Source organism: Bacillus sp. UNC438CL73TsuS30 (assembly GCF_000482325.1).
Classification (GTDB): Bacteria; Bacillota; Bacilli; order Bacillales; family Cytobacillaceae; genus Neobacillus.
In genome coordinates this window covers 1-22,791 of record NZ_KI535299.1, presented here as the reverse complement: position 1 = coordinate 22,791, position 22,791 = coordinate 1, and the positions used below count along the sequence as shown (strand labels likewise).

16 protein-coding genes and 1 riboswitch are annotated in these 22,791 nt (G+C 41.3%); of the genes, 12 read left to right on the top strand and 4 right to left on the bottom strand.

Annotation, left to right across the window (positions count from 1 at the left end; genetic code table 11):
- The first annotated feature begins 141 nt into the window (after window positions 1-141).
- The 5 genes from eat to M028_RS0127050 all read left to right on the top strand — a co-directional run bounded on the left by eat (window position 142) and on the right by M028_RS0127050 (window position 5,739).
- Entirely contained in the window at window positions 142-1,545 is a 1,404-nt protein-coding gene (gene eat / locus M028_RS0127070; protein ID WP_026576642.1) for an ethanolamine permease, read from the top strand.
- Between the two features lie 164 nt (window positions 1,546-1,709).
- Complete coding sequence (locus tag M028_RS33160; protein ID WP_155925835.1) at window positions 1,710-1,856, top strand: hypothetical protein; 147 nt, start codon at window positions 1,710-1,712, stop codon at window positions 1,854-1,856.
- A 14-nt stretch (window positions 1,857-1,870) separates the two neighbouring features.
- Window positions 1,871-3,406: an amino acid permease gene (locus M028_RS0127060; RefSeq protein WP_026576641.1), complete on the top strand. Its 1,536-nt coding sequence runs from the start codon at window positions 1,871-1,873 to the stop codon at window positions 3,404-3,406.
- Between the two features lie 134 nt (window positions 3,407-3,540).
- Window positions 3,541-4,902: an FAD-binding oxidoreductase gene (locus M028_RS0127055; RefSeq protein ID WP_026576640.1), complete on the top strand. Its 1,362-nt coding sequence runs from the start codon at window positions 3,541-3,543 to the stop codon at window positions 4,900-4,902.
- Window positions 4,903-5,007: 105 nt separating this feature from the next.
- Window positions 5,008-5,739, top strand: a complete 732-nt coding sequence (locus M028_RS0127050) for a DsbA family oxidoreductase (RefSeq protein WP_026576639.1) — start codon at window positions 5,008-5,010, stop codon at window positions 5,737-5,739.
- A gap of 128 nt (window positions 5,740-5,867) precedes the next feature.
- Here the strand turns inward: M028_RS0127050 and M028_RS33155 are convergent, their stop codons facing one another.
- On the bottom strand, window positions 5,868-6,188 hold the full coding sequence (locus tag M028_RS33155; RefSeq protein WP_155925834.1) for a CotG/ExsB N-terminal domain-containing protein: 321 nt from the start codon (window positions 6,186-6,188) through the stop codon (window positions 5,868-5,870).
- 187 nt (window positions 6,189-6,375) lie between these two features.
- Here M028_RS33155 and M028_RS0127040 point away from each other — a divergent pair, with 187 nt between their 5' ends.
- Together M028_RS0127040 and M028_RS0127035 are read left to right on the top strand one after the other, a co-directional pair.
- A complete protein-coding gene (locus M028_RS0127040; RefSeq protein WP_026576638.1) occupies window positions 6,376-7,467 on the top strand; it encodes a CotH kinase family protein in 1,092 nt (363 codons plus the stop codon).
- Window positions 7,468-7,713: 246 nt separating this feature from the next.
- The gene (locus tag M028_RS0127035) at window positions 7,714-8,697 is read left to right on the top strand and encodes a proline dehydrogenase family protein (protein WP_026576637.1); all 984 of its coding nucleotides are present in this window, start codon (window positions 7,714-7,716) and stop codon (window positions 8,695-8,697) included.
- A gap of 41 nt (window positions 8,698-8,738) precedes the next feature.
- On the opposite strand, the gene ade is transcribed toward M028_RS0127035, so the two are convergent.
- Window positions 8,739-10,472: an adenine deaminase gene (gene ade / locus M028_RS0127030; RefSeq protein WP_026576636.1), complete on the bottom strand. Its 1,734-nt coding sequence runs from the start codon at window positions 10,470-10,472 to the stop codon at window positions 8,739-8,741.
- A gap of 79 nt (window positions 10,473-10,551) precedes the next feature.
- A riboswitch (purine riboswitch) is annotated at window positions 10,552-10,653 on the bottom strand.
- 156 nt (window positions 10,654-10,809) lie between these two features.
- On the opposite strand from ade, the gene M028_RS0127025 reads away from it, so the two are divergent.
- From M028_RS0127025 to M028_RS0127010, 4 genes are all read left to right on the top strand, one after another.
- A complete protein-coding gene (locus M028_RS0127025; RefSeq protein ID WP_026576635.1) occupies window positions 10,810-11,580 on the top strand; it encodes a MerR family transcriptional regulator in 771 nt (256 codons plus the stop codon).
- Between the two features lie 179 nt (window positions 11,581-11,759).
- Window positions 11,760-13,901 carry a sensor domain-containing protein gene (locus tag M028_RS31735; protein WP_051591275.1) on the top strand — a complete coding sequence of 714 codons (2,142 nt, stop codon included), beginning with the start codon at window positions 11,760-11,762 and terminating at the stop codon, window positions 13,899-13,901.
- 180 nt (window positions 13,902-14,081) lie between these two features.
- Window positions 14,082-15,152, top strand: coding sequence for a permease (locus M028_RS0127015; protein WP_026576634.1), 1,071 nt, complete (start codon window positions 14,082-14,084; stop codon window positions 15,150-15,152).
- Between the two features lie 149 nt (window positions 15,153-15,301).
- The gene (locus M028_RS0127010) at window positions 15,302-16,087 is read left to right on the top strand and encodes an HAD family hydrolase (protein WP_026576633.1); all 786 of its coding nucleotides are present in this window, start codon (window positions 15,302-15,304) and stop codon (window positions 16,085-16,087) included.
- Between the two features lie 29 nt (window positions 16,088-16,116).
- Here M028_RS0127010 and M028_RS0127005 read toward each other — a convergent pair whose 3' ends face one another.
- The gene (locus M028_RS0127005) at window positions 16,117-17,304 is read right to left on the bottom strand and encodes an MFS transporter (protein WP_026576632.1); all 1,188 of its coding nucleotides are present in this window, start codon (window positions 17,302-17,304) and stop codon (window positions 16,117-16,119) included.
- Window positions 17,305-17,413: 109 nt separating this feature from the next.
- Window positions 17,414-17,827 carry an NUDIX hydrolase gene (locus M028_RS0127000; protein ID WP_231510903.1) on the bottom strand — a complete coding sequence of 138 codons (414 nt, stop codon included), beginning with the start codon at window positions 17,825-17,827 and terminating at the stop codon, window positions 17,414-17,416.
- Between the two features lie 220 nt (window positions 17,828-18,047).
- On the opposite strand from M028_RS0127000, the gene M028_RS31165 reads away from it, so the two are divergent.
- The gene (locus M028_RS31165) at window positions 18,048-22,385 is read left to right on the top strand and encodes an alpha-amylase family glycosyl hydrolase (RefSeq protein WP_051591274.1); all 4,338 of its coding nucleotides are present in this window, start codon (window positions 18,048-18,050) and stop codon (window positions 22,383-22,385) included.
- Window positions 22,386-22,791: the final 406 nt, after the last annotated feature.

Genomic DNA, 22,791 nt, shown 5'->3' with positions numbered 1-22,791 from the left:
TTTAGAAAAATTAACCTGTGTAATCCTTCCACGATTCTATATTAAACTAGGAGCTAACTAGTTTAATGACATAGTCGGGTTTTAGGGAATGTTTAAAGCTTATTTTTACCAGGAGATTTAATTTTGAAAGGGGAAGGGTTTATGGAGCAAGGAAACAACCATTTGCAAAAGGCGCTTAAGCCAATCCATCTCTGGGGTATTGCCGTCGGGATGGTTATATCCGGTCAATATTTCGGCTGGAACTATGGGTTTGAATCAGGCGGCACCATTGGTCTTGGCATTGCAGCACTCATTATTATTGTCTTCTATACGACCTTTATTTTTAGTTATTCAGAGCTGTCAACTTCAATTCCTCACGCGGGCGGCCCTTCTGCCTATGCAAGAAAAGCGATGGGGCCGTTTATGGGCTATGTTACAGGGTTAGCCTGTTTGCTCGAGTTCGTGTTTGCACCACCCGCGATTGCCGTTTCGGTAGGTGCTTATATTAACTTCCTTGTCCCGAGTATTAATGCGGTTTATGCAACAGTCGGAATGTTTATCTTATTCATATTGGTTAACCTCATTGGTGTAAAAGGTGCGGCAGTGATTGAGTTAGTAGCAACAGTGATGGCATTGATTGGTCTCGCGATTTATTATGTCGCCGGCTTACCTCACGTTCAAGCATCAAATATCTTTAATGATATGGCTTTTAGTCATGGCTGGTCAGGCGTTTTGGCAGCAATTCCATTTGCGATTTGGTTCTTCCTGGCAATTGAAGGGGGAGCGATGGCAGCGGAAGAGGTCCGCGATCCGAAGAAGGATATTCCAAAAGGGTTTATTTCTGGGATCTTAACGCTTGGGATTGCTACGATTTTAACCTTAGTGGTAACAGCCGGTCTAGGCGGCGGTACCGGTAAACCAGCGGATTATCCGCTTCCTCAGGCATTGGCTAGTATTTATGGCGAAGGCAGCTTTATTCCAAAATCTGTTGCGATTATCGGTTTATTCGGTCTGATTGCCAGCTTGCATGGAATTATCATTGGGTATTCTCGTCAAACGTTTGCGTTAGCTCGTGCTGGCTACCTGCCTAAGTTCTTATCCAATCTTTCTAAACGCGGTGTTCCACACTGGGGTTTGATTGTTCCGGGAGCGATTGGAGTCATTGCGGCTGGGTCTGCAAACTTTGCGAGTGCCTTGATCATTCTTTCAGTTTTTGGTGCAATCACGATGTACTGCTTAAGTATGATTTCGTTGTTTGTGTTACGGAAAAAGGAACCAAACTTGGAAAGACCGTTTAAAGTAAGTTATCCAGTGGTGCCGGCGATTGCGTTGGTGCTGGGCGTTTTCTCGTTCTTCTGTGTAGTCAAATATAGTGTGTTAACGACAACTCTGCCATTGTTTGGGGTTCAGCTTCCATTAGCAGGAGTGATTTTGACGATTTTTGGTGTCGCGATTGTCTATTATTTCTTGGTAGGATCCAAGAATTTGCGTCCAATGTCAGAAGAGTTTGTGTCGATTGAGGATGTAACCTCTGGTTCTGAGGTTGGCGAGGAAAAGATTGGTTAATAGATTTAGGTAAGGTGCTCTATTGGTTTGATGGGGCGCCTTTTTTTCTCAAAAGACACACCATGTGAAAATTTCACAATGTATATTTGATGGTTTTCGAGAATAATATGGTGATAACTTGACCATATTCGGTCTTTTTATTTAAACCGAAAGGAGGGGAGCGAATGGGGGTTGTAATCGGATTTGCGATGATTATCTTTACGCTTGTTGTCGGTACAGCCATTGGAATGAAGGCAAATAAGAATGTAAGATCCTTTAATGACGAAGAACATGAAATTTTTGTCGGTAATGAAGCTGAAAAGGAATCATGAAAGGGGAGAATCGAATGAAGAGCAAAGACCAACAATTGCTCGAGGATAAAAAACACCTCAATCGTTATGGATATGCCCAGGAGCTCTTGCGCGACATGGGCGGCTTTTCGAACTTTGCGATCTCATTTTCCATTATTTCAATCTTAACCGGTGCAGTTTCCCTGTATGGCCACGGATTGACCTACGGCGGTCCAGGAATGATGGGATTTGGCTGGACCATCGTTGCCTTTTTCGTCATGCTAGTAGCTGCTTCACTTTCAGAACTGGCTTCAGCCATCCCAACCGCTGGGGCACTTTACCACTGGGCCGCTGCCTTAAAAGGAACGCGAATCGGCTGGTATACTGCCTGGATTAACTTAATTGGTCAAATTGGAATCGTCGCCGGAATCGATTACTCTGTAGCCTTATTCGCCGACCCACTTCTTGCAGGAATCTTCAACTATCAATCTACTGATACAACCACCCTAATCGTTTTTGGCGTTGTCCTCCTATTACACGGAATCCTCAACCATATCGGAATCAAAATCGTCGCAAGATTAAATGATTTCTCGGCTTGGTATCACATGGCTGTCGTTGCCATTTTAGTGGTCAGTCTAGCCTTCTTCACTAAGCACGGACTGCAGCCGATTGATTATCTATTCCATGTTGGCCAAACCTTTTCAGACAAACCTTATTTCCTGGCATTTTTAATCGGATTATTGCAGGCACAATGGACCTTTACCGGCTATGACGCTTCGGCCCACACCATTGAAGAAACAGTTCATCCACGTGTCCGCGCCCCATGGGGGATTTTTAACTCCGTTGCCTTCTCATTTGTTTTTGGCTTTATTATGCTCGCGTTTGTCACACTTTCCATTCATGATGCGAACGGTGCGGTTAACTCGGACAATGCCTTTATTTTTGTAATTAGTAAGGCACTAGGCGGTACATTTGGCAACATTGTTTTGTGGCTTGTCACGTTTGCCATGTTCTTCTGCGGCCTTTCGTCCATTACTTCTTTTTCGCGGATGATGTATGCATTTTCAAGGGATAATGGAATGCCGCTCAGCCGTCATTGGGCAGAAATCAGCCGCAAATTCCGGACACCAGCAAAAGCCATCTGGCTTGCGGTTATTCTTTCCTTTATATTAGCGTTAATCGATTATATTACGAAATTGGTCAATCCGGATGCAGGTTACTCAACGATTGCTTTTTTAACCGCGGTAAGTGTGGTCGGTTTGTATGTGGCTTACGGAATCCCGATCTATCTGAAACTTAGAGCTGAATCGAAAGGTTTATTTTTACCAAAGCATTACGGTCCTTGGGCACTTGGGAAATGGAGCAAACCAATCAATGTGATCAGCTTAATCTGGATTGTATTCATTTGCATCATCATGGTCATACCGCCAAATCAAATGGCAGCCTACGCCCTGATTGGGATGTTTGTGGTGTTGGTGATCATGGACCTTTCCTATTACAAAAAGCATTTCAAAGGCCCGCAAGCTGCACTTGAAAAATCAGTAGATGAAATCAGAAGGCTGGAAGATGAATTTGAGCATGATAAAGAATAATTTTAGCAAAAGGTGCCGTTTTGGCACCTTTTTAGCATTCTAGAAATCTTCGAAGTTTGAAATAATTCTGTGATGTTCTATAATTGTTATATTAGTATTACTTTTCCGAATATTCGAGAGAGGGTTGGCTGAAAATGGTATTATTAGACGAGTTAAGAAAAATTCTTCCTGAGGAACAGGTTACGGTAAACTCAACGGTTTTGGAGCAACATAGTAAAGATGAGTCCTATCACACGCCGCATTTACCGGATGTGGTTGTATATCCAAAAAATAAAGAAGAAGTCAGTGCGGTCCTAAAGTTTGCGAATGATCACGAAATCCCTGTAACACCGTTTGGCTTTGGGTCGAGCTTGGAGGGGCATGTGATTCCCTATCAAGGAGGAATTTCCCTTGATTTTCAACTAATGAATCAGGTCCTTGAGGTTCGCCCGAATGACTTTTTAGTACGTGTACAACCAGGGGTTACCCGGACGCAATTAAATAAAGAGTTAAAAAAATACGGTTTGTTTTTTCCGGTGGATCCGGGAGCGGATGCAACAGTTGGGGGGATGGCGGCGACCAATGCAAGCGGAACAACCTCTGTCCGCTATGGGGTGATGCGGGATCAAGTCCGTGATTTGGAAGTGGTTTTAGCAGATGGACGGATCATTCATACCGGCAGCATGACGGCGAAATCTTCCTCGGGCTATCATATTACAGGATTGTTTGTTGGATCTGAAGGGACACTGGGGGCATTTACAGAGTTAACCTTACGTGTTTACGGGATACCGGAAGTGATCAGCGCGGCACGGGCTGTTTTTCCAAGTGTTGAAGAGGCTGTTGCAACGGTTACCGATATTCTCTCCGCCGGGATTCAGATGGCACGGATTGAATTAGTCGATGCCCGCTCGATTAAACAGGTTAATCTTCATAATCAAACCGATTATCCAGTTAAACCAACGTTGTTCATGGAATTCCATGGAAATGAGGCCGGCCTTCAGTATGATGCTGATTTTGCGGAAAAAATTGCCCAGGATCACGGCTGCGAGGAATTCTTGTTTGAAACGGATTCAAAGGAACGTGTGAAGCTGTGGGAGGTTCGCCATAATTTAGCGTATGCTTTTGTACATAAATCTCCTGGGAAAAAAATGATGGTTACTGATGTGTGTGTGCCGATGTCAGAATTGGGCGGTGCGATACATGATGCCCGCGAGGCGATTGATCGGATTGGCTTGGATGGTGCTTTATTGGGACATGTAGGAGATGGAAACTATCATTCCATTATTATGATTGATGTTGATGATCCGGAAGAAATGAAAAAAGCGGCGGAACTGAATGCCCATTTGGTTGATTACGCCCTTAGCCGAGGCGGTTCTTGTACTGGAGAGCATGGGGTGGGGGTTGGAAAGACTAAATACCAGCAAAAGGAACACGGCGAAGCATTGGATGTAATGAAAGCTTTTAAATTTGCGCTTGATCCAAAGGGAATTATGAATCCAGGGAAGATTTTTGATTGAATAAACCTGTTATTCCTTTTCTAATCCTCAATGAGCAGATTCTATTGGGTTTCTTTCCTCTTGTGTTACACTATCCTTAATCATCACAAAAAACGAGGTGTAACCATGAAAATAGAGGTATGGTCAGATTTTGTTTGTCCATTTTGTTATATAGGAAAACGCCACCTAGAGGAGGCGTTGGCACATTTCCCGAATCGGGACCAGGTAGAGGTTGAATTTAAAAGCTTTGAACTTGATCCAAACTCGCCAAAATACAGTGGTGAATCCATTCATGAAGTACTCGCTGGCAAATACCGCATGAGTCTTGAACAGGCAAAGCAAGCGAATCAAGGAGTCGGGCAGCAGGCTGCTAACGTCGGCTTAAAGTATGATTTTGATGCCATGAAACCAACGAACACCTTTGACGCTCATCGTCTCGCCAAATTTGCCAAAGAACATGGAAAAGAAACCGAGGTTACGGAAAAGCTACTCCATGCTTACTTTACAGAAGGAAAGAATATCGGTGATTACGAAACCTTGGCGGATATTGCTGCAGCAGCAGGCTTAGACCGTCAAGAGACATTAAATGTACTTCAAGACCAAACGTCTTACGCCAATGATGTCCGCATTGATGAATCGATTGCCCAGCAATACGGCATCAGCGGGGTACCGTATTTTGTTATTAACCAAAAATACGCGATTTCTGGAGCACAACCGATCGCAACCTTCTCAGGTGCACTTCAGCAAGTATGGCAAGAAGAATCCGCGGCACCAGTCGTGCTAAAGGATCTTTCAACCGAAAACGCAGCAGATGCAGCCTGCACAGATGGCAGCTGCGGAATCCCAGAAAAAAAATAACCAAAAAAACAACAGGCACCGCCCGATTGGGGCAGGTGCCTTGTTTTCTATTTGGACTGTCCACCCAGGACGGACAAAATAGTGCAAAAGTCCACGGGCGGTGCCTGTCACTGCGTTATGTCACTGCGTTACAGATTTCGGATTCTTAGTTCCCACATGTTGCCGTCATCCCAGCAGGTACTGATTTCTTGGTTGCCCCGAACCATGGTTCTCCAGTTGGATGGGTGTGCGCAATGGTTGTGGCGTCTGGTTGTATTTCTTCTAGAAGTTACTTTTCTTGAAGTTTTTCTTCTGGTTGTTGTCCGCTTCCTAGAAGTGTTTCGTCTTGAAGAAGTTTGTCTCCGTGATGTACGGCCAAATCCTGGATCTCTGAACATGAAATCACCAAATCCGCCTCTTTGTACTTCCTCTGCTGCTCTCTGAATATCTTCTGATGAATATTCGTTCATAATTGCACCTCCTTATTTCACGAAAGAGGGATTTAAAACGAAAAAGTCATAACCTCTCTCTTCTTTTATCAAGTTACGTAAATCGGCTCGTACTTGTTTGGGGCATTCGCCCAATCATTCGTAAATTGTTGTCCGCTGGTGACCTAAAAATTTTTCCTGAATACGAATAAACTAGGGAGGGGAAATCATGGACGAGACTTTCAAATTACCTCAATATAAAATTTTTATTAACCCAATTGACTTACGGGAACTAAAAAGGGATATCTGGATTGACGATCCAGTCCCGGCCCAGCTTGCGATCGAAGGGAAGAAACTCGAAATTGATCTCAGCTACAGGGGATCACATATTCGTGATTTTGAAAAAAAGTCTTATCAAATTGCCTATTATAAACCCAAGAATTTTAAAGGATCCTCATTGGTTCATCTTAACGCTGAATTTAAAGACCCTTCCTTCATTCGCAACAAATTGTCCTTTGATTTTTTTAGAGAAATCGGCTGTCTTGCACCCCAGTCCCGCCATGTCTTTCTAACGATAAACGGAAAAGCGGAAGGCGTTTATTTGGAAATTGAGTCGGTTGATGAAAATTTTATCAAACGAAGGGGTCTGCCAAATGGTTCCATATTTTATGCGGTGGATGGCGATGCAAATTTTTCACTCATGAGTGATTTAGATAAGGAAACGAAAAAATCGTTGAAATTAGGATATGAACGACAATGGGGAAGTTCTAAAGACGATCTCCATTTACAGGAATTTATTTATAAAATTAATACACTTCCAAAGGCTGAATTTGAAAAAGAAATCCCAAGATATTTAAATGTAGAAAAATATCTTCGCTGGGTCGCAGGAGTGGTGTTCACATCGAACTACGACGGGTTTGTTCATAATTATGCACTCTACCGCAATGGAGCTACTGGTTTGTTTGAGGTCATTCCATGGGATTATGACGCAACCTGGGGAAGAGATGTGAATGGAAAGCGAATGGAAGCGAACTATGTTCCCTTTGATGGCTTCAATACATTAACCGCCCGAATCCTAAATGAAAACAGCTTTCGCAGCCAGTATCACAGGCTGCTCGAGGACATTATGAATCATCAATTCACGGTTGAATTTATGGCCCCAAGAGTGGAGCAACTCCTTCATTCGATTCGTCCCTCTGTCATACATGACCCCTATAAAAAGCAACAAATCGAACAATTTGATCAAGAATTAGCCATCGTCACCTTATATATCGAAGAAAGAAGAAACTATTTGAAAAAGAAAGTAACGATGTTTGATTAGGTACTTCTATTCCTATTTGAAGTGCCTGTTCTTATTTTTCAGGAATAATAATTATTTGAAAATTCTTTTTGTTTAATTGCAGGTTGATGTTCGAATTTTTATGTATTAAGATAAGTATGTTTGATACGCTAAAAAACTAAAACGCTACCAATATGCAATAAAAAATTATTTTACGAAAATTTGTAAAATAATTATGATTAAAAAAACATGCTATAATTAAATCAAAAAGAGCAAGGGGTAATTGCTATGTTAAGAGACTTTTTTATCGGCTTATCGCAAAATCAATTTTTGAATAGTGCTGCTAAAAAGTATGGCCTAAAAATGGGTGCTCAAAGTGTTGTTGCGGGTACCAATATTCCAGAAGTAATCAAAAGCATTAAAGAATTAAATGCCCAAGGAATTTCATGTACGGTTGACAACTTAGGGGAGTTCGTCTTCAAAAAAGAGGAAGCTACCGAAGCGAAAGATCAAATTCTTCAAGTGATTGAAGCAATTCATGAGAATAAAGTAGATGCTCACATTTCTTTAAAGCCGACACAACTTGGGTTAGACATTGAATATGATTTCTGCTTAAACAATTTGCGGGAAATCGTACACAGAGCAAATGAATATGGAATCTTCATTAACTTTGATATGGAAGATTACGGCCACTTACAGCCTTCGTTTGATCTATTAGATGAGCTTTCAAGAGAATATGATAATGTTGGAACGGTTATCCAAGCTTATTTCTATAATGCACAGGAAAACCTTGAAAAATATAAAAACTACCGTCTGCGTATCGTAAAAGGTGCTTATAAAGAGCCGGAAGAATACGCATACCAAGATAAAAAAGATATCGATAACAATTTTATCAAACTTATTGAATGGCATTTATTAAATGGTAAATTCACTTCGATTGCGACACATGACCACCATGTCATTAACCATGTGAAGGAATTTGTGAAAAAGAACGATATTCCAAATGATAAATTTGAATTCCAAATGCTGTACGGTTTCAGAAAAGACCTTCAATTAAAATTAGCAAGCGAAGGCTACAACTTCTGTACGTATGTTCCATTCGGAAATGACTGGTATGGCTATTTCATGCGCCGTTTAGCGGAAAGACCGCAAAACTTAAATCTTGTGGCAAAACAAGTATTTAATAAGAAAACCAACACCATGATTGGGTTGGCAGCTAGTGCTTTCGTTTTAGGCAGAATGACTAAAAACGGTAAGAAAAAACGTAAATAATTGATAAAAGACCTGTACATCGTGAATGTACAGGTCTTTTATTAGATTCCTACTTCGATATGCCGAAACGTTCCAACATCAAAAAGTCCCAAATCAGTTAGTTTTAGTTCAGGAATCACTGGAAGGGTTAAAAAGGACAAGGTCAAAAACGGATTAAAATTGCCGGTAAAACCAATTTGCACAAGCGCTGCATTGATTTGTTTCAATTCTTGGTGAATGGTCAGAAAGCTTTGATCCGACATTAAACCTCCAATCGGAAGAGACAGAGCTGCTAAAATTTCTCCATCTTTCAACACTACACAGCCGCCATTTAATTCCTTGATTGCTTGAATCGCTGCTAATAAATCCTTATCATTGGTGCCTGCTGCAACGATATTATGGGAATCATGCGCAATTGTGGTCGCGATGGCACCATGTGTAAAGCCGAACCCTTTAACAATGCCTAGTCCAATATTTCCGGTGTTTTTGTGACGTTCAAGAACGGCGAGCTTTAATTGGTCCTGTTCAAGGGATGGGACGAAGAATCCTTCTGATGTTTGAACTGTTTCTTCAAGCTTTTTCGTCACAATGCTATTCGGGATGATTCCAATTACATTTGCGCATTCCGTTTCACCGATTGGAATCTGCAAATCTTTTTCCAGAATGTTAGGGATGTGCACCGTTTGGGTCAAATGTTCTCCTGGTACGTTAGCCCGGAGGGGTTCTCCAACATACTTTCCATCCTTTGCAGTTAGTTTGCCCGAAACGTAAACCTCTGAAATCCTCATCGTTTCCAGATCGTCTACTAAGATAAAGTCTGCCTTATATCCGGGTGCAAGCGCCCCTTTTTGGTGAAGTCCAAAGCATTCCGCGGCATTTAAAGTAGCAATTTGAATGGCCAATAGCGGGGGCAGTCCCGCGCGAATGGCCAAACGGACATTTTGGTCAATGGTGCCTTCGTCGACAATTTCATCCAAATGCTTATCATCTGTACAAAACAAGAAACGGCGCGCATTATTTGGGTTTACAGCAGGAATAAGGGCGGTAAGGTTTTTAGCCGCAGACCCCTCACGAATCATCACATACATCCCGCGACGAACACGATCTAATGCCTCTGCAGCTGTTGTGCATTCATGGTCAGTGCGAATGCCTGCAGTGCGGTAGATATTAATTGCAGTTGTATCCAGTCCGGCTAAATGCCCGTCAATTGGACGGTTGTGTTCATCTGTTAGTAGGATTTTGTCGATAATATGATCATCGGCATTTTGTAAGGATGGATAATCCATTACTTCAGCCAGTCCAAGGACACGATCGTGCTGGTAAAAATCTTTTAAGTCATCAGCCAACAGCCTTGCACCACTATTTTCAAACGGCGTTGCTGGAACGCAGGAGGGCAGCATGATTTTTACATCTAGAGGAAGATGGTCTGAATCATCTAACATAAACTGTATCCCTGGGGCGCCTGAAACATTGGCGATTTCGTGAGGGTCCGCGATGACTGTTGTAATCCCATGGGGAAGAACGGCTTTTGCGAATTCTGTTGGTGTGACCATCGATGACTCGATATGAACATGGGCATCAATGAATCCCGGACAAACGAAGCGCTTTTTGGCATCAATCACTTCTTTTCCTTCAAAAGCGCCAAATCCGACAATCATACCGTCTTGGATCGCGAGGTCACCAGTAAGGATTTCTTGATTAAACACATCGATAATTTTTCCATTTTTGATAACGAGATCAGCGGAGATTTTGCCGCCAGCTGCAGCGATTTTATTTTTTAATCTTGTTTTATTCATGGTTCTCAGACCCTCTCAGTTAGATTTGAAAAAACCTCCAGAAATTCTGGAGGTTGACTAAGAGAGAAATATAAGGTCCAAAAAAACCTTTCCCTCTCGTAGTCAAACTATTTACGGCAGTTTGGTAGAAACTTTTGGACCCTATCTCCAATATTATACGAGTTCACGTTGTATTAAATTCTCTTAAAATATTAGGACAAATTTTACCGTTAAAAAGCTGAAAGTGTCAATGAAATCAACAAAAATTGTAATTATCAAAAAACAATTCAGCTTTGTTAAAATTGGGATTGACCTTGACGTTGCGTAAAGGTGTATCGTTAATTTAGGAGGTGAGCGGATGGAGTACACAGTGCAGAAACTTGGAAAGTTAGCAGGAATTAGTACCAGGACACTTCGTTATTATGATGAAATTGGAATTCTTAAGCCGGCAAGAATTAATTCATCAGGATATCGGATCTACGGGCAGGCAGAAGTGGATCGTTTGCAGCAGATCCTATTTTACCGTGAGCTTGGTGTTAGTTTAGATAATATTAAGAAAATCGTTACCGCACCATCCTTTGATGGGGCACTAGCACTGCGGGAACATCGTGAGAAACTCCTGGAAAAAAGAGCGCAATTAGAGGTGTTAATTGCCAACGTGGAAAAAACAATCGCTTTAACGGAAGGGAGAATCGATATGTCGGATCAAGAAAAGTTTGAAGGCTTTAAGCAAAGGATGATAGATGACAATGAGAAAAAATATGGGGCTGAAGCTCGCAGCAAGTATGGGAACGATGCAGTGGAGAAATCCAATGCAAAGGTAAAGAACATGACGCAGGAGCAATATCAAGAGGTTACTGCACTTGAACAGCGGGTTAGGGAAACTTTGGCCCAGGCGTTCGCAACGGGGGATCCAGCAGGTGAATTAGCACAAAAAGCGGCAAATCTTCACCAGCAGTGGCTGACTTATTATTGGAGTGAGTACAGCAAAGAGGCGCATGCGGGGCTTGCGCAAATGTATGTGGATGATGAACGGTTTAAGGCTTATTACGATAAGGAACAGCCGGGGACTGCAGAATTTCTTAGGGATGCGATTCGAATTTACACCGGAATAAAACCACAACAATAGAAAATCAGATGCCAGGTTCTATCCATTATTTGGTCAGTGCCTGGTATCTTTTTTTTCTGTATACTTTCTGTAAATAAGTATATTCCACGAAAACTTGAACTAACTGTTCTATCCTTTCCGAATCAACCCATCCAATTATGAAAAGACAACTTTGAAAAGCCTTACAGGGGGTACACTCTTTGACCAGCCTTGATTATATTGTCCTTATACCGATTGCTGTTTTTCTCTTAGTCATTACTTCCTTCAAGCGAAAAATTTCAGGTCAATCTGAAGCATTGCAGCTGAATGAACAATATTATAAGTCACTCTATGAACAAAATCCGGACATCATTATTACCTTTGATCTAGAGGGGAAAATCTTGAATGCCAATAAAGCGGTAGATGCCTTAGGGTATTCGCTAGATGATATACGCCATAAATCATTTACTCCTTTTATTGTTCCAGAGGAATTAGAAGAAACGATACTCAACTTTAATAAAGCGGTTCATGGGAAATCCGTTACGTATGAGTGTGAGATTTTTGATCATAAAGGAAAAAAACGGGATATCGCAGCTACAAATATTCCAATTTATATAAATGGAAAAATAACCGGTGTCTACGCAATTATTAAAGAAATTACTGTGCAAAAAAAAGCGCAAAAAAAACTAATCGAAGCGGAAGCAAAGTATCGAAGTTTAGTAGAGAATTCATTGGTAGGGGTTTATATTTATCAAAATGGAAAAATCATATATGTGAACCCAAGGTTATGTGAAATTACCGGCTATCATCATGATGAGATTTTATCCTTAAACTTAGAAGATGTAATTGCTTCTGAGGATTATCTCTCTGTTTTGGAAAATATTAATAAACTGATTACCAATGTAGAAGCAACAACCACCTATCAATTCTGTATGTTTCGAAAAGACCGGGTAGGTATTACGTTAGAAACTTATGGTTCAAAAATCGATTATAACGGTGAGGATGCCATTATTGGCACCGTTATAGATATTACAAAGCGAAAAAATAATGAAAAAATGATCAAGTATATGGCTTATCATGATCAATTAACCGACTTACCGAACAGGCATTATTTTAAAGAAAAACTTGAGGAAGTGTTGAACACCTCTAAGCAACATAATGAAAATTTTGCGATTTTATTTTTAGATTTGGATCGCTTTAAGGCGATCAATGATTTTATGGGTCACGAGGTAGGGGACCAGCTTTTAACAGAAGTGGCTGAAAGACTGAAAAATTGCATAGATGAAAAGGGCATGGTTTCCAGGTTTGGCGGTGATGAATTTTGCTTCCTTTTACCTGAAACGAATGAAAAAAGAGCAGTTTTGATGGCAAAACGTGTAATTACTGCGTTATCCGATCCTTTTCATATCAATCATCATGAGATTTTAATAACTCCTAGTATAGGGATTAGTATTTTTCCCGAACATGGAGAGGATTTTAATTCGATCATTAAAAATGCAGATATAGCCATGTATTACGCAAAAGACAAGGGCAAGAACAACTTTGCTATTTTTACAAAGGAAATAAAAAATCAATCCCAGAATGAATTGGAATTAGAAATGAAATTGCGTAAAGCATTGGAAAGGAACGAGTTTATCCTGCAATACCAGCCGCAATTTAACCTTGAAACCAATCAAATCATTGGGGCGGAAGCCTTAATTCGCTGGCAGCATCCTGAAAAGGGGCTCGTTTCTCCTAATGAATTTATCCCTGTTGCGGAAGAATCAGGGCTGATTATCCCGATGGGGGAATGGGCGCTCCGCACGGCTTGTCAACAAAACAAGGAATGGCAGCTGGCGGGTCTGCCGCCAATCACGATAGCGGTTAATATTTCTGCTAAGCAATTTTTTCAAAGTAATTTAGTTGAAACGGTTGAAAAAATTCTATTTGAGACAGGTCTCGAACCGAATTTTTTAGAGCTGGAAATTACCGAGAGTATAACAATGGATGTGGAAAATTCCGTTTCTACCTTATTGGCGCTGAAAGATCTTGGGGTAAATATTAGTATTGATGATTTTGGGACAGGATATAGTTCGTTAAACTATTTGAAGAAGTTTCCAATTGATAAATTAAAAATAGATCAGTCTTTTATCCGTGAGTCCACGGCAGATGCAAATGACCAAACGATTGTAAAAGCGATTATTTTGATGGCCCACTTTTTAAAAATAAAGGTAATTGCAGAAGGGGTCGAAACGGAAGACCATGTTTCATTCCTGTTATCACAACATTGTAAAGAGGCCCAAGGCTATTATTTCAGCAAGCCAGTTACAGCGGGTGATTTTGAAACGAGGTGTGCAAGCGTTAGAGGATCGTATTCAGGGTAAACCGCGAGTGCCTGTCTATGCCCGAGCAGCCAAAATTTACATCAGAACGGGAACTAAGTGGCACTAAACACTCTCCATTGCCATCATTTTTACATTTTTTGCTTGATGAAAATCGACTTAATAGATTGACAGTTTGTGATATAATTTAGAAGTTGATTTTTTAAATGGAGGTTTTGAAACATGGCGCAAATGAATAGTTCGATTCCAACGCCGCAGCCTAACTCCAAAAAGACTGTTGTGTATGCCATTCTATTTTTATTTATCGCGATTGCCGGATTAACGTATGTAAAGTGGGTTCCTTATTATGGTAAATCCATTCTCGCTGCAACGACTCATTCCATCGGTACATCCATTTTAGGGGAAAAAGCGGATCTACCAGCTGCTTCTTGGGGGAGTGCCTGGGCTTATGCATTGACCTATTTTAATGCTGTTTGGAAAGCAGCCGTACTAGGAATTATTCTTGGATCATTAGTTCAAGTATTAGTCCCAACAAACTGGCTGTTAAAAGTTCTTGGAAAAACTTCTTTTGGAAGTACGGCTGTAGCCGGACTTGCATCACTTCCAGGGATGATGTGCACATGCTGTGCAGCACCAATCGCTGTCGGCCTACGTAAAAAGAATGTCTCAGTTGGAGCGAGCCTTGCGTTTTGGATTGGGAATCCAACGCTTAATCCAGCCGTATTAATTTTTATGACATTTGTATTATCTTGGAAGTTTACCTTGTTACGCTTAATTTTTGGTGTCATTTTAACATTCGGTGTTAGTTACTTGGCGAATCGCTTCGCACCAAATTCAAAAGCGGTAGACCTTGATAAAATGCTCGAAAAAGCAGAGAAAGAAGCATCAGGTTCATTTTTAGCAAGATGGTCAAAAGCTATGGGCAGCATGGTGTTATATATTATTCCAGCCTATGTCCTTTCCGTTTTGTTAATGGGTGCGGTAAAGGTGTGGTTGTTCCCGCATATTAGTGATGCCGCTGCAAATGGAATTCTTACCGTAATTGGCTTTGCACTTGCAGGGATGTTATTCGTGATTCCAACTGCAGCAGAGATTCCTATCATTCAAACGTTTATGTCATTTGGACTTGGCGGCGGACCGGCTGCCGCACTATTAGTGACATTGCCATCCGTTAGTCTCCCATCGCTTATCCTTGTGGCAAGATCCTTTCCGAAAAAGGTATTGTTCTTCGTCGCAGGTTCGACAGTAGTAATCGGTATCCTTAGCGGAATCGTAGGAATGTTCATCCTTTAAAAAAGGTAGACACATGAGTTTTCATGTGTCTATTTTTTAACTTAAAATAATTTAGGTGCTCCTTGAAAAGTTGAGTTTTCTTTATATTTTTTTTATTTCAAAGATGGTAAACTATTAAAATATAAATCATACACAAGGTGAGGTTCAAAATGTTAAAAGCAATATTTTTCGACTTAGACGATACACTTCTTTGGGATCAAAAAAGCGTGAAGGAAGCATTTGTTGCGACTTGTAAGGTCGCGGAAGAACGTTATGGTGTTGATCATGTACAATTGGAGGAAGCGGTTCGTGAAGAAGCGAGAAAGCTATACTCTACCTATGAATTCTATCCCTTTACGCAAATGATCGGAATCAACCCTTTTGAAGGACTATGGGGGAATTTTTTAGATGAACACGATGAGTTCCCGAAAATGAAGGAAATGGTTCCACTCTATCGTAAGGATGCCTGGACCGCAGGTTTGAAAAAATTAGGAGTGGATGACCCTGATTTTGGCTATGAATTAGCAGAGCGTTTTCCAGAAGAGCGTCGGAAGACACCATTTGTTTACGAGGAAACGTTTAAAACATTGGATGCGCTAAAAGGAAATTATCGATTGCTGCTTTTAACCAATGGTTCACCTGATTTACAAAATACGAAATTAACGATTACCCCTGAGCTTGTACCGTATTTTGATAAAATCGTGATTTCTGGGGATTTTGGCAGAGGAAAGCCGGACCCGTCTCTTTTTGAACATGCACTTTCTTTAATGGAGCTGGAAAAAGAAGAAGTGATTATGGTAGGGGATAATCTGATGACTGATATTCTTGGGGCTAATCGTGCTGGGATTCAATCGGTTTGGATTAACCGCCATGAGAAGGAACGTAACGAAGTGATTCCTACTTATGAAATTAATCATTTAGAAGAGCTTTTTTCAATTATTGAGGAATTAAAGTAAGCCAGGCGCATTGCCTGGCTTTTTACTGTTTATCCGTGCAATGCTTCGTTTGCGCGGCTGCTCTTCTGGATCACCACTGCGCCACATAACAGGAACAAGAATAACGTGATGTATAAGGCATCATCGCCGCCGAGTTTAAATAGGGCAGAACCTAGAAGCGGCCCAATCGCGGCACCGGTGAAGCGGACAAAATTGTAAACTCCCATCGCGGTTCCTTTTTCCTTGGCAAATAAATTGACCAGCGAGGTCGATTGGGAAGGTAAGCTCATCCCGAGCATTACTCCATAGAAAAGGAGTAAGACAATCAGGGCTGGTATATTTAAGAGACCCCAGTGAAGGCATACCCAAAAGACAGTTACCACGATTCCAATTCCATAGGCCGTATAAATCAGAATGGAGGTATGCCTCATGGACGATTGAAGTTTTCCGCCCAGAAGCGAACCTATTACGATTCCTGCGGTAAGCGGAAGGAAAAACAGCCCTTTTACAGCCAATGGAACCTGAAATAATTCATCTAATAAGCCGGGAATAAAGACAAGGTAAATATAATAGCCGTAAAACTGGACAAAGCCCAAAAGTAAAACAGAAAAAGCGGCCCGATTCGTCAAGATTCCTAAAAAGGTCTCTGCAGTGATTTTCCTAGGAGCTGTTTCTTTCGACAGGGTTTCCGGCAGGATGACGCGATTATAAAAGTAAGCAAATAATGCGCCAGCTGCTAAGACAGCAAAAGCGGTATGCCAATCAGCGGAGGCGGCAATAAAGCTTCCAACGACCGGACCAAGAACGGGACCAAGGAACACCATCGTCTGGTACACGCTCATTGCTTTACCGCGTTCATTTGGTGGATAAAGATCACCAATAACTGCTGCTGCAACGACGGAGCCGGTCGTAATTCCGAATGCCTGCAGCGCCCGCCCAAACAGAAATAGATAGTAGTTGGGCGAGAGGAAGCAAATCAAGGACCCTACGATAAAAATAAGCAGGCCAGGAAGCAGGGTCGCTCTTCGCCCGCGGGTATCTGCCAATGGGCCAACTAGGAATTGGTTGGTCGCTAACACAAAGGTATATAAAGAGATAGTTAAATTGACCATAAATTGGCTGGCATGATAATATTGTCCCACCTCCCCCAAGCTTGGTGTATAGATGGTTTGGGTAAACGGCCCCATAAAGGCGGCAATTGATAACCCAAGCAAAATTTTCCCGTTTCCGGATTTCAAACTGCTCACTTCCTTCGGTTTGCTAAATATCTTTCATTTTACCAGAATGTCGTGCTTGAGAGGGGAAGTGGGAGAAATTTTCTGTAATAGAGAAGTGGAAGGACAAAACTCATCCCCACGCATTAAGCGCAAACACTTGATTTTTTTCAAAGTCATTCAAAATTTCAGGCTTCAGGAACCCTTTTATTTCTTTTTTGCTGACCCATTTATGAGACGAATGCTCCTCTGAGAGAGTGACTTCACAATTTTCGCTCGCACATTGATAGGTTAGAATAATGAGCTGTGTGGAAGGACCATTTTTAAAAGTAGATGCATATAAAACTTTTCCAACCGTAATCTCTAACCCTGTTTCTTCCTTTACTTCTCTCCTAAGTGCGGCTTCTAAATCCTCGCCAAACTCGATTTTACCGCCGGCACATTCCCATTTACCTACGCCGATTTTATTGGTTCTTGCCCGCTGAACAATTAAAACCTTGCCATTATGAAAAATTACGCCCTTTACTACAACAACCATTTTGTTCATCCAAAACACCTTCATCTTAAAATATATTGCAATACTTTCTATATTTAATGAATTGTCAGGTTAAAACTCTTGGATTCTGTCGAATTATCTGACAAAACGGTAAAATAGTCCTATTTTTCTGAAAATACCAAGGTGAGATAATAGCTTCTAAGTAAGCGTTTTCTAGTGGTATTTGTGCAAACGTTTGCCTGAATTTAAAATAATGAAGAGGAGGAATTTTATGAAAGGAAAATCTAGTAAGTTTGTAAGTTTGCTAACTCTCTTTTTACTCATTGTGCAAACGGTTGCAAGCGCTGCGCTCATGAACCCAAAACAAACAAACGCAGCGGAGCGGGTTGTTACCCTTGTTGGTGATTTGCAGACTGAACTTGGGGGGGCGGGTGATTGGAATCCTGCCGACCCCGCCACCCAAATGAAACAGCAAGAAAACGGAACATACATATTCACAGGTACACTGCCTGCTGGAAACTACGAGTATAAAGTTGCCATTAATGGCTCATGGGATGAAAATTATGGGGCAAATGGGGTTGCAGGTGGAGAAAATTACAAAATGAGTCTTGAAAAAGAAACACAAGTTAAATTTATTTATGATGATCACACCCATAAAGTAACTGTTCCATTAGAGTTGCCAGTTGATCAAAAGCCAAGACTTGTCGGGGATATTCAGCCGAAAATCAATGCCGGCGGTGAGTGGTCACCTGGTGATTCCACTGCAATTTTACAAGATGGGGATCAGGACAATGTGTACACGTATACAACTCAAGTGCCGAAAGGAAAATACGAGTTTAAGATTGTTTTAGGAAAAGATTGGTCAGCCTCTGCTTATCCTGGAAACAATTTTGTTCTATATGTCCTAAAGGATTCGACGATTACGTTCTTTTATAATCATGATACAAAAGATGTGTATACGGACTATGACCCGGGAGTGCCGGACGGCAAAATCCAAGTGGACCAGCTATTACACAACACATGGGACACTGCTTACCGCTCACCGTTTGGTGCAGTAAAAACGGGAGATACGGTGAAGCTTCGTCTTCAAGCGAAAAAGGGAGATTTAACAGGTGCAAAGGTGCAGCTTAAAAACTATAACACTGGAAATACCTCCACCGTCGAGATGAAAAATGCCGGATGGCTAGAGCAGAATGGTAAACAAGTAGAGCTTTGGGAAGCGTCATTTAACCCGGGAGAAAAAGGTGTTTATGGCTATAAATTTATTGCCTGTGATGGCAATACACTAGAAGAATACGGTGAAGACACCCAAGAAGGCGGAAAAGGGACAGCTTCCGAATCAAATGCATCCTTATTCCAATTAACCGTTTTTGACCCAGGATTCAAAACTCCAGATTGGATGAAGGAAGCTGTTGTCTATCAGATTTTTCCAGATCGTTTTTTCAATGGAAATAAAAAGAATGATGAGGCAAAATCAAATGCACGAGGCGATGAGCCGATTGAGCATCGCAGCTGGAGTCAACTGCCTGACAACCCTCGTCAGGAAAACACTGATGGGTATGATGGCGATAAAATATGGTCCAATGATTTCTTTGGCGGGGATATTGCCGGAATTCAACAAAAGCTTGATTATATTCAATCATTAGGTGTGAACACCCTCTATTTAAATCCGATTGCTGAAGCGGCATCTAATCATAAATACGATGCAACGGATTATAAAACGATCGATCCGATGTTTGGCACGCCGGAAGAATTTCAAACTTTTACAAAGGAATTAAAGAAACGGAAGATGCATTTAATATTAGACGGCGTGTTTAACCATGTTGGGGATGATTCGATTTACTTTGACCGTTACGGAAAATATAAAACGGTCGGTGCCTATGAATACTGGTCCGCCATTTATGACCTAGTGAACAAAGGGGTAAAAGAAGCCGATGCCAAGAAACAGGTAGAGGAAAAGTTCAAAGGACAAATTTTCAGCCCGTATGGTTTTCAAAACTGGTTCAACATTGAAAACAAAAAAGTGGATGGTGTCTATCAATACCAGGGTTGGTGGGGCTATGATTCACTTCCGGAAATTAAATCAATTCCTGGAGAAGCTGTCGATTATAATTCAGAGTTAAACAATAAACAGTTTGCCAACTACATTATGTACGATAAGGATTCAGTCGCCAAAACCTGGCTTGACCGCGGTGCATCAGGCTGGCGTTTAGATGTTGCCAACGAAGTAGATCCGGAATTTTGGCGTGAATTTCGTAAAGAGCTGAAAGCTGGAAAGAAAGATGATCCATTAATTCTTGGCGAAATTTGGGACGATGCCTCCAAGTATTTCCTTGGTGACCAATATGATTCGGTCATGAACTACCGTTTCCGCGATGCCATGATCAATTACTTGAAAAATGGAAATGCAGAAGGGGCCGAAAATCAGCTAAATGCGGTGTTCGAAGATTATCCAAAGGAAGCTTTTTATTCCTTAATGAACCTTATGGGATCCCATGATACTGCGCGTGCTTCTTTTCTATTAGGGAATGGAACGGATTCCTATGAACGGGCAGAGCTTGATAAAAATTATAATCCAAAACTCGGGATTCAACGTCTTAAGCTCGCAGCGATTCTGCAAATGGGTTATGCCGGCGTGCCGACCGTTTATTACGGGGATGAAGCGGGTGTAACGGGTTCAAAGGATCCGGACAACCGCCGCACTTATCCGTGGGGGAACGAAGACAAGGATCTTGTAAAACACTATCAAACAATAGGCAAAGTGCGCAACGATTATCATGATTTATTCAGCTTTGGTGATTTGAACCATCTCTATGCGAAAGGGGATGTGCTTGCATTTTCCCGCTCAGATAAAAAGAATTTCGCAGTGGTGTTAACCAACCGCGGAAACGAAGCAAAAACGGTTGAACTGAATGTTGGAGATGTATTGAAAAATGGCATTTCCTTAACAGACCAGCTCGATAAAAAATACACTGCCATTTCGAAAGAAGGGAAACTAACCGTTACGGTTCCAGCAATGAGCGGGCGGATGCTTGTATCGGATAAAGGTCAGAACCTAAAACGTCCGGAAGCAGTTAGCGATTTAATCGTAAAAGAAGGAAGCCATTCGGCAATACTATCTTGGGAAGGCGATGCAAAAAGCTACGCTATTTACCAAACGACAATTTCCGGGGCTTTTTATAAAAAAGTTAAAGAAACCACGGGGAATTCTGTAACCATTGATGGATTGGATAACGCTCGTAAATATTATTTTGCCGTTGCTGCACTCGATAAAAACGGTAATAGCTCGGAGAAAGTGGAAACAGCGAAGGCGGTTATTCCGCATGTGGAGTTAACGGATACTCTTTATAAGTTGGATTACATTACAACACTTCCATCTTCTGCGATCGACCTTACGAAACCGCAAACGGTTACCGCCAATATTTTTGTAAAAGGTGAGACGGAAATAGGCCAGATGGAAGGATTGCAGGCGAAGCTGCAGGTGAAATCACCTGGGAAGGATACATGGTCTGACTTTGAAGCAGGTTATGTGAATCAAGATGAAACTGCAAATGTCTTCAGTGCCAATTTCCTTCCATTAATAGAAGGAAGCTATCAATATCGATATGCGATTTCAACAGATTTAGGACGGACTTGGGTAGTGAGTGACGCACAAACAGCGGAGTTTGCAAAAGGAGATGACACCACTGCTCCTGCTGATAAAATAACTTTGAAGCAGCCTGCACAAGAGTCGGGACAGGTCAATCTATCCTGGAAGGTCGATGGAGCGAAAGATCCTTACATGTTTGCCATTGTTCGTGATGGCGAAATCATTGATCAGTTGTTTGATTCTAGTAAAGATTCATACAAGGATATAAATGTAACCAATGGAAAATCGTATCAGTACGAAGTGGACATTTATGACCAGGCAGGAAATCTCGTAAAATCAAATACCGTTACTATTACACCTGAACTTGTGACTGTTAAGGTGACGTTTAAGGTAAATGCACCATCTTATACACCGCTTGGAGTGAATATTACCATCCCGGGCAGTAAAAATGGCTGGAATACTGGAGCATGGACGATGACGCGGGGCGGTGCAGTGACAAATGATTATGAATATACGGTCGAAGCGCAGGAAGGTGAAGTACTGACATATAAGTACGTTAAAAATGGAACGTGGGATGAAGAAGGTCTCGCTGACCACACCCCTGCTAATCCTAATGATGATGATGTCAGCTATTATGGCTACGGAGCACCAGGGACGGATCTTTCTGTAGTCGTCACAAATCAAGGTGGCAACCAGATGGTGGTTCAGGATAAAATCCTTCGCTGGATTGACCAGCCAGTAGTGGTTACCTCGCATACTGATGGAGAATCTGTTTCAAGTGATAGCATTACATTTAAGGGGACTGCCATTAAGGGTGGAGTCCTCACGATTAATGGTGAGAATGTACCGATTAATGAGGATATGAGCTTTTCCCATAATGTTGCCTTAAAGGATGGCGAGAATAAATTAACGATTCACATTGAACCATCTGAGGATGTTAAATCAACTATCTTTAAAAACGATGGCGGGGCAATTAGTAAAAATACGAAGACAATTGAATATACGATTATTAAAAAGTAACCAAGCCGTAGTGCCTCTGTCCTCCTGGTAGGATGGAGGCGTTTTTTTGAAATTGGATTATTTTTCATGTTGAAGGATGATAGATGTGGTGGTAATATAGAAAAAGTCCACTCCGGAACATTAATATCTTTTTGAAAAGGAATTGTAGATAAAAGATGTTTTGGGAAAAATTATATGTTGTATCACTGGTGCTTAAATGGTATGATATAAAAGTTCCCTCAAAACGAAAGAAAACATTAAAAAAGATGTTGATTTCAAAAAGGGAATGTGGTAAGATATTAAACGCTCGTTAAAATTGTTCTTTGAAAACTAAACAAACAAAAACGTCAACAAACAATTATAATCATGTTTCTTCTATTATATAGAGAACATGAGCCAACGTAACAAATGAGCTATATCAACTTTC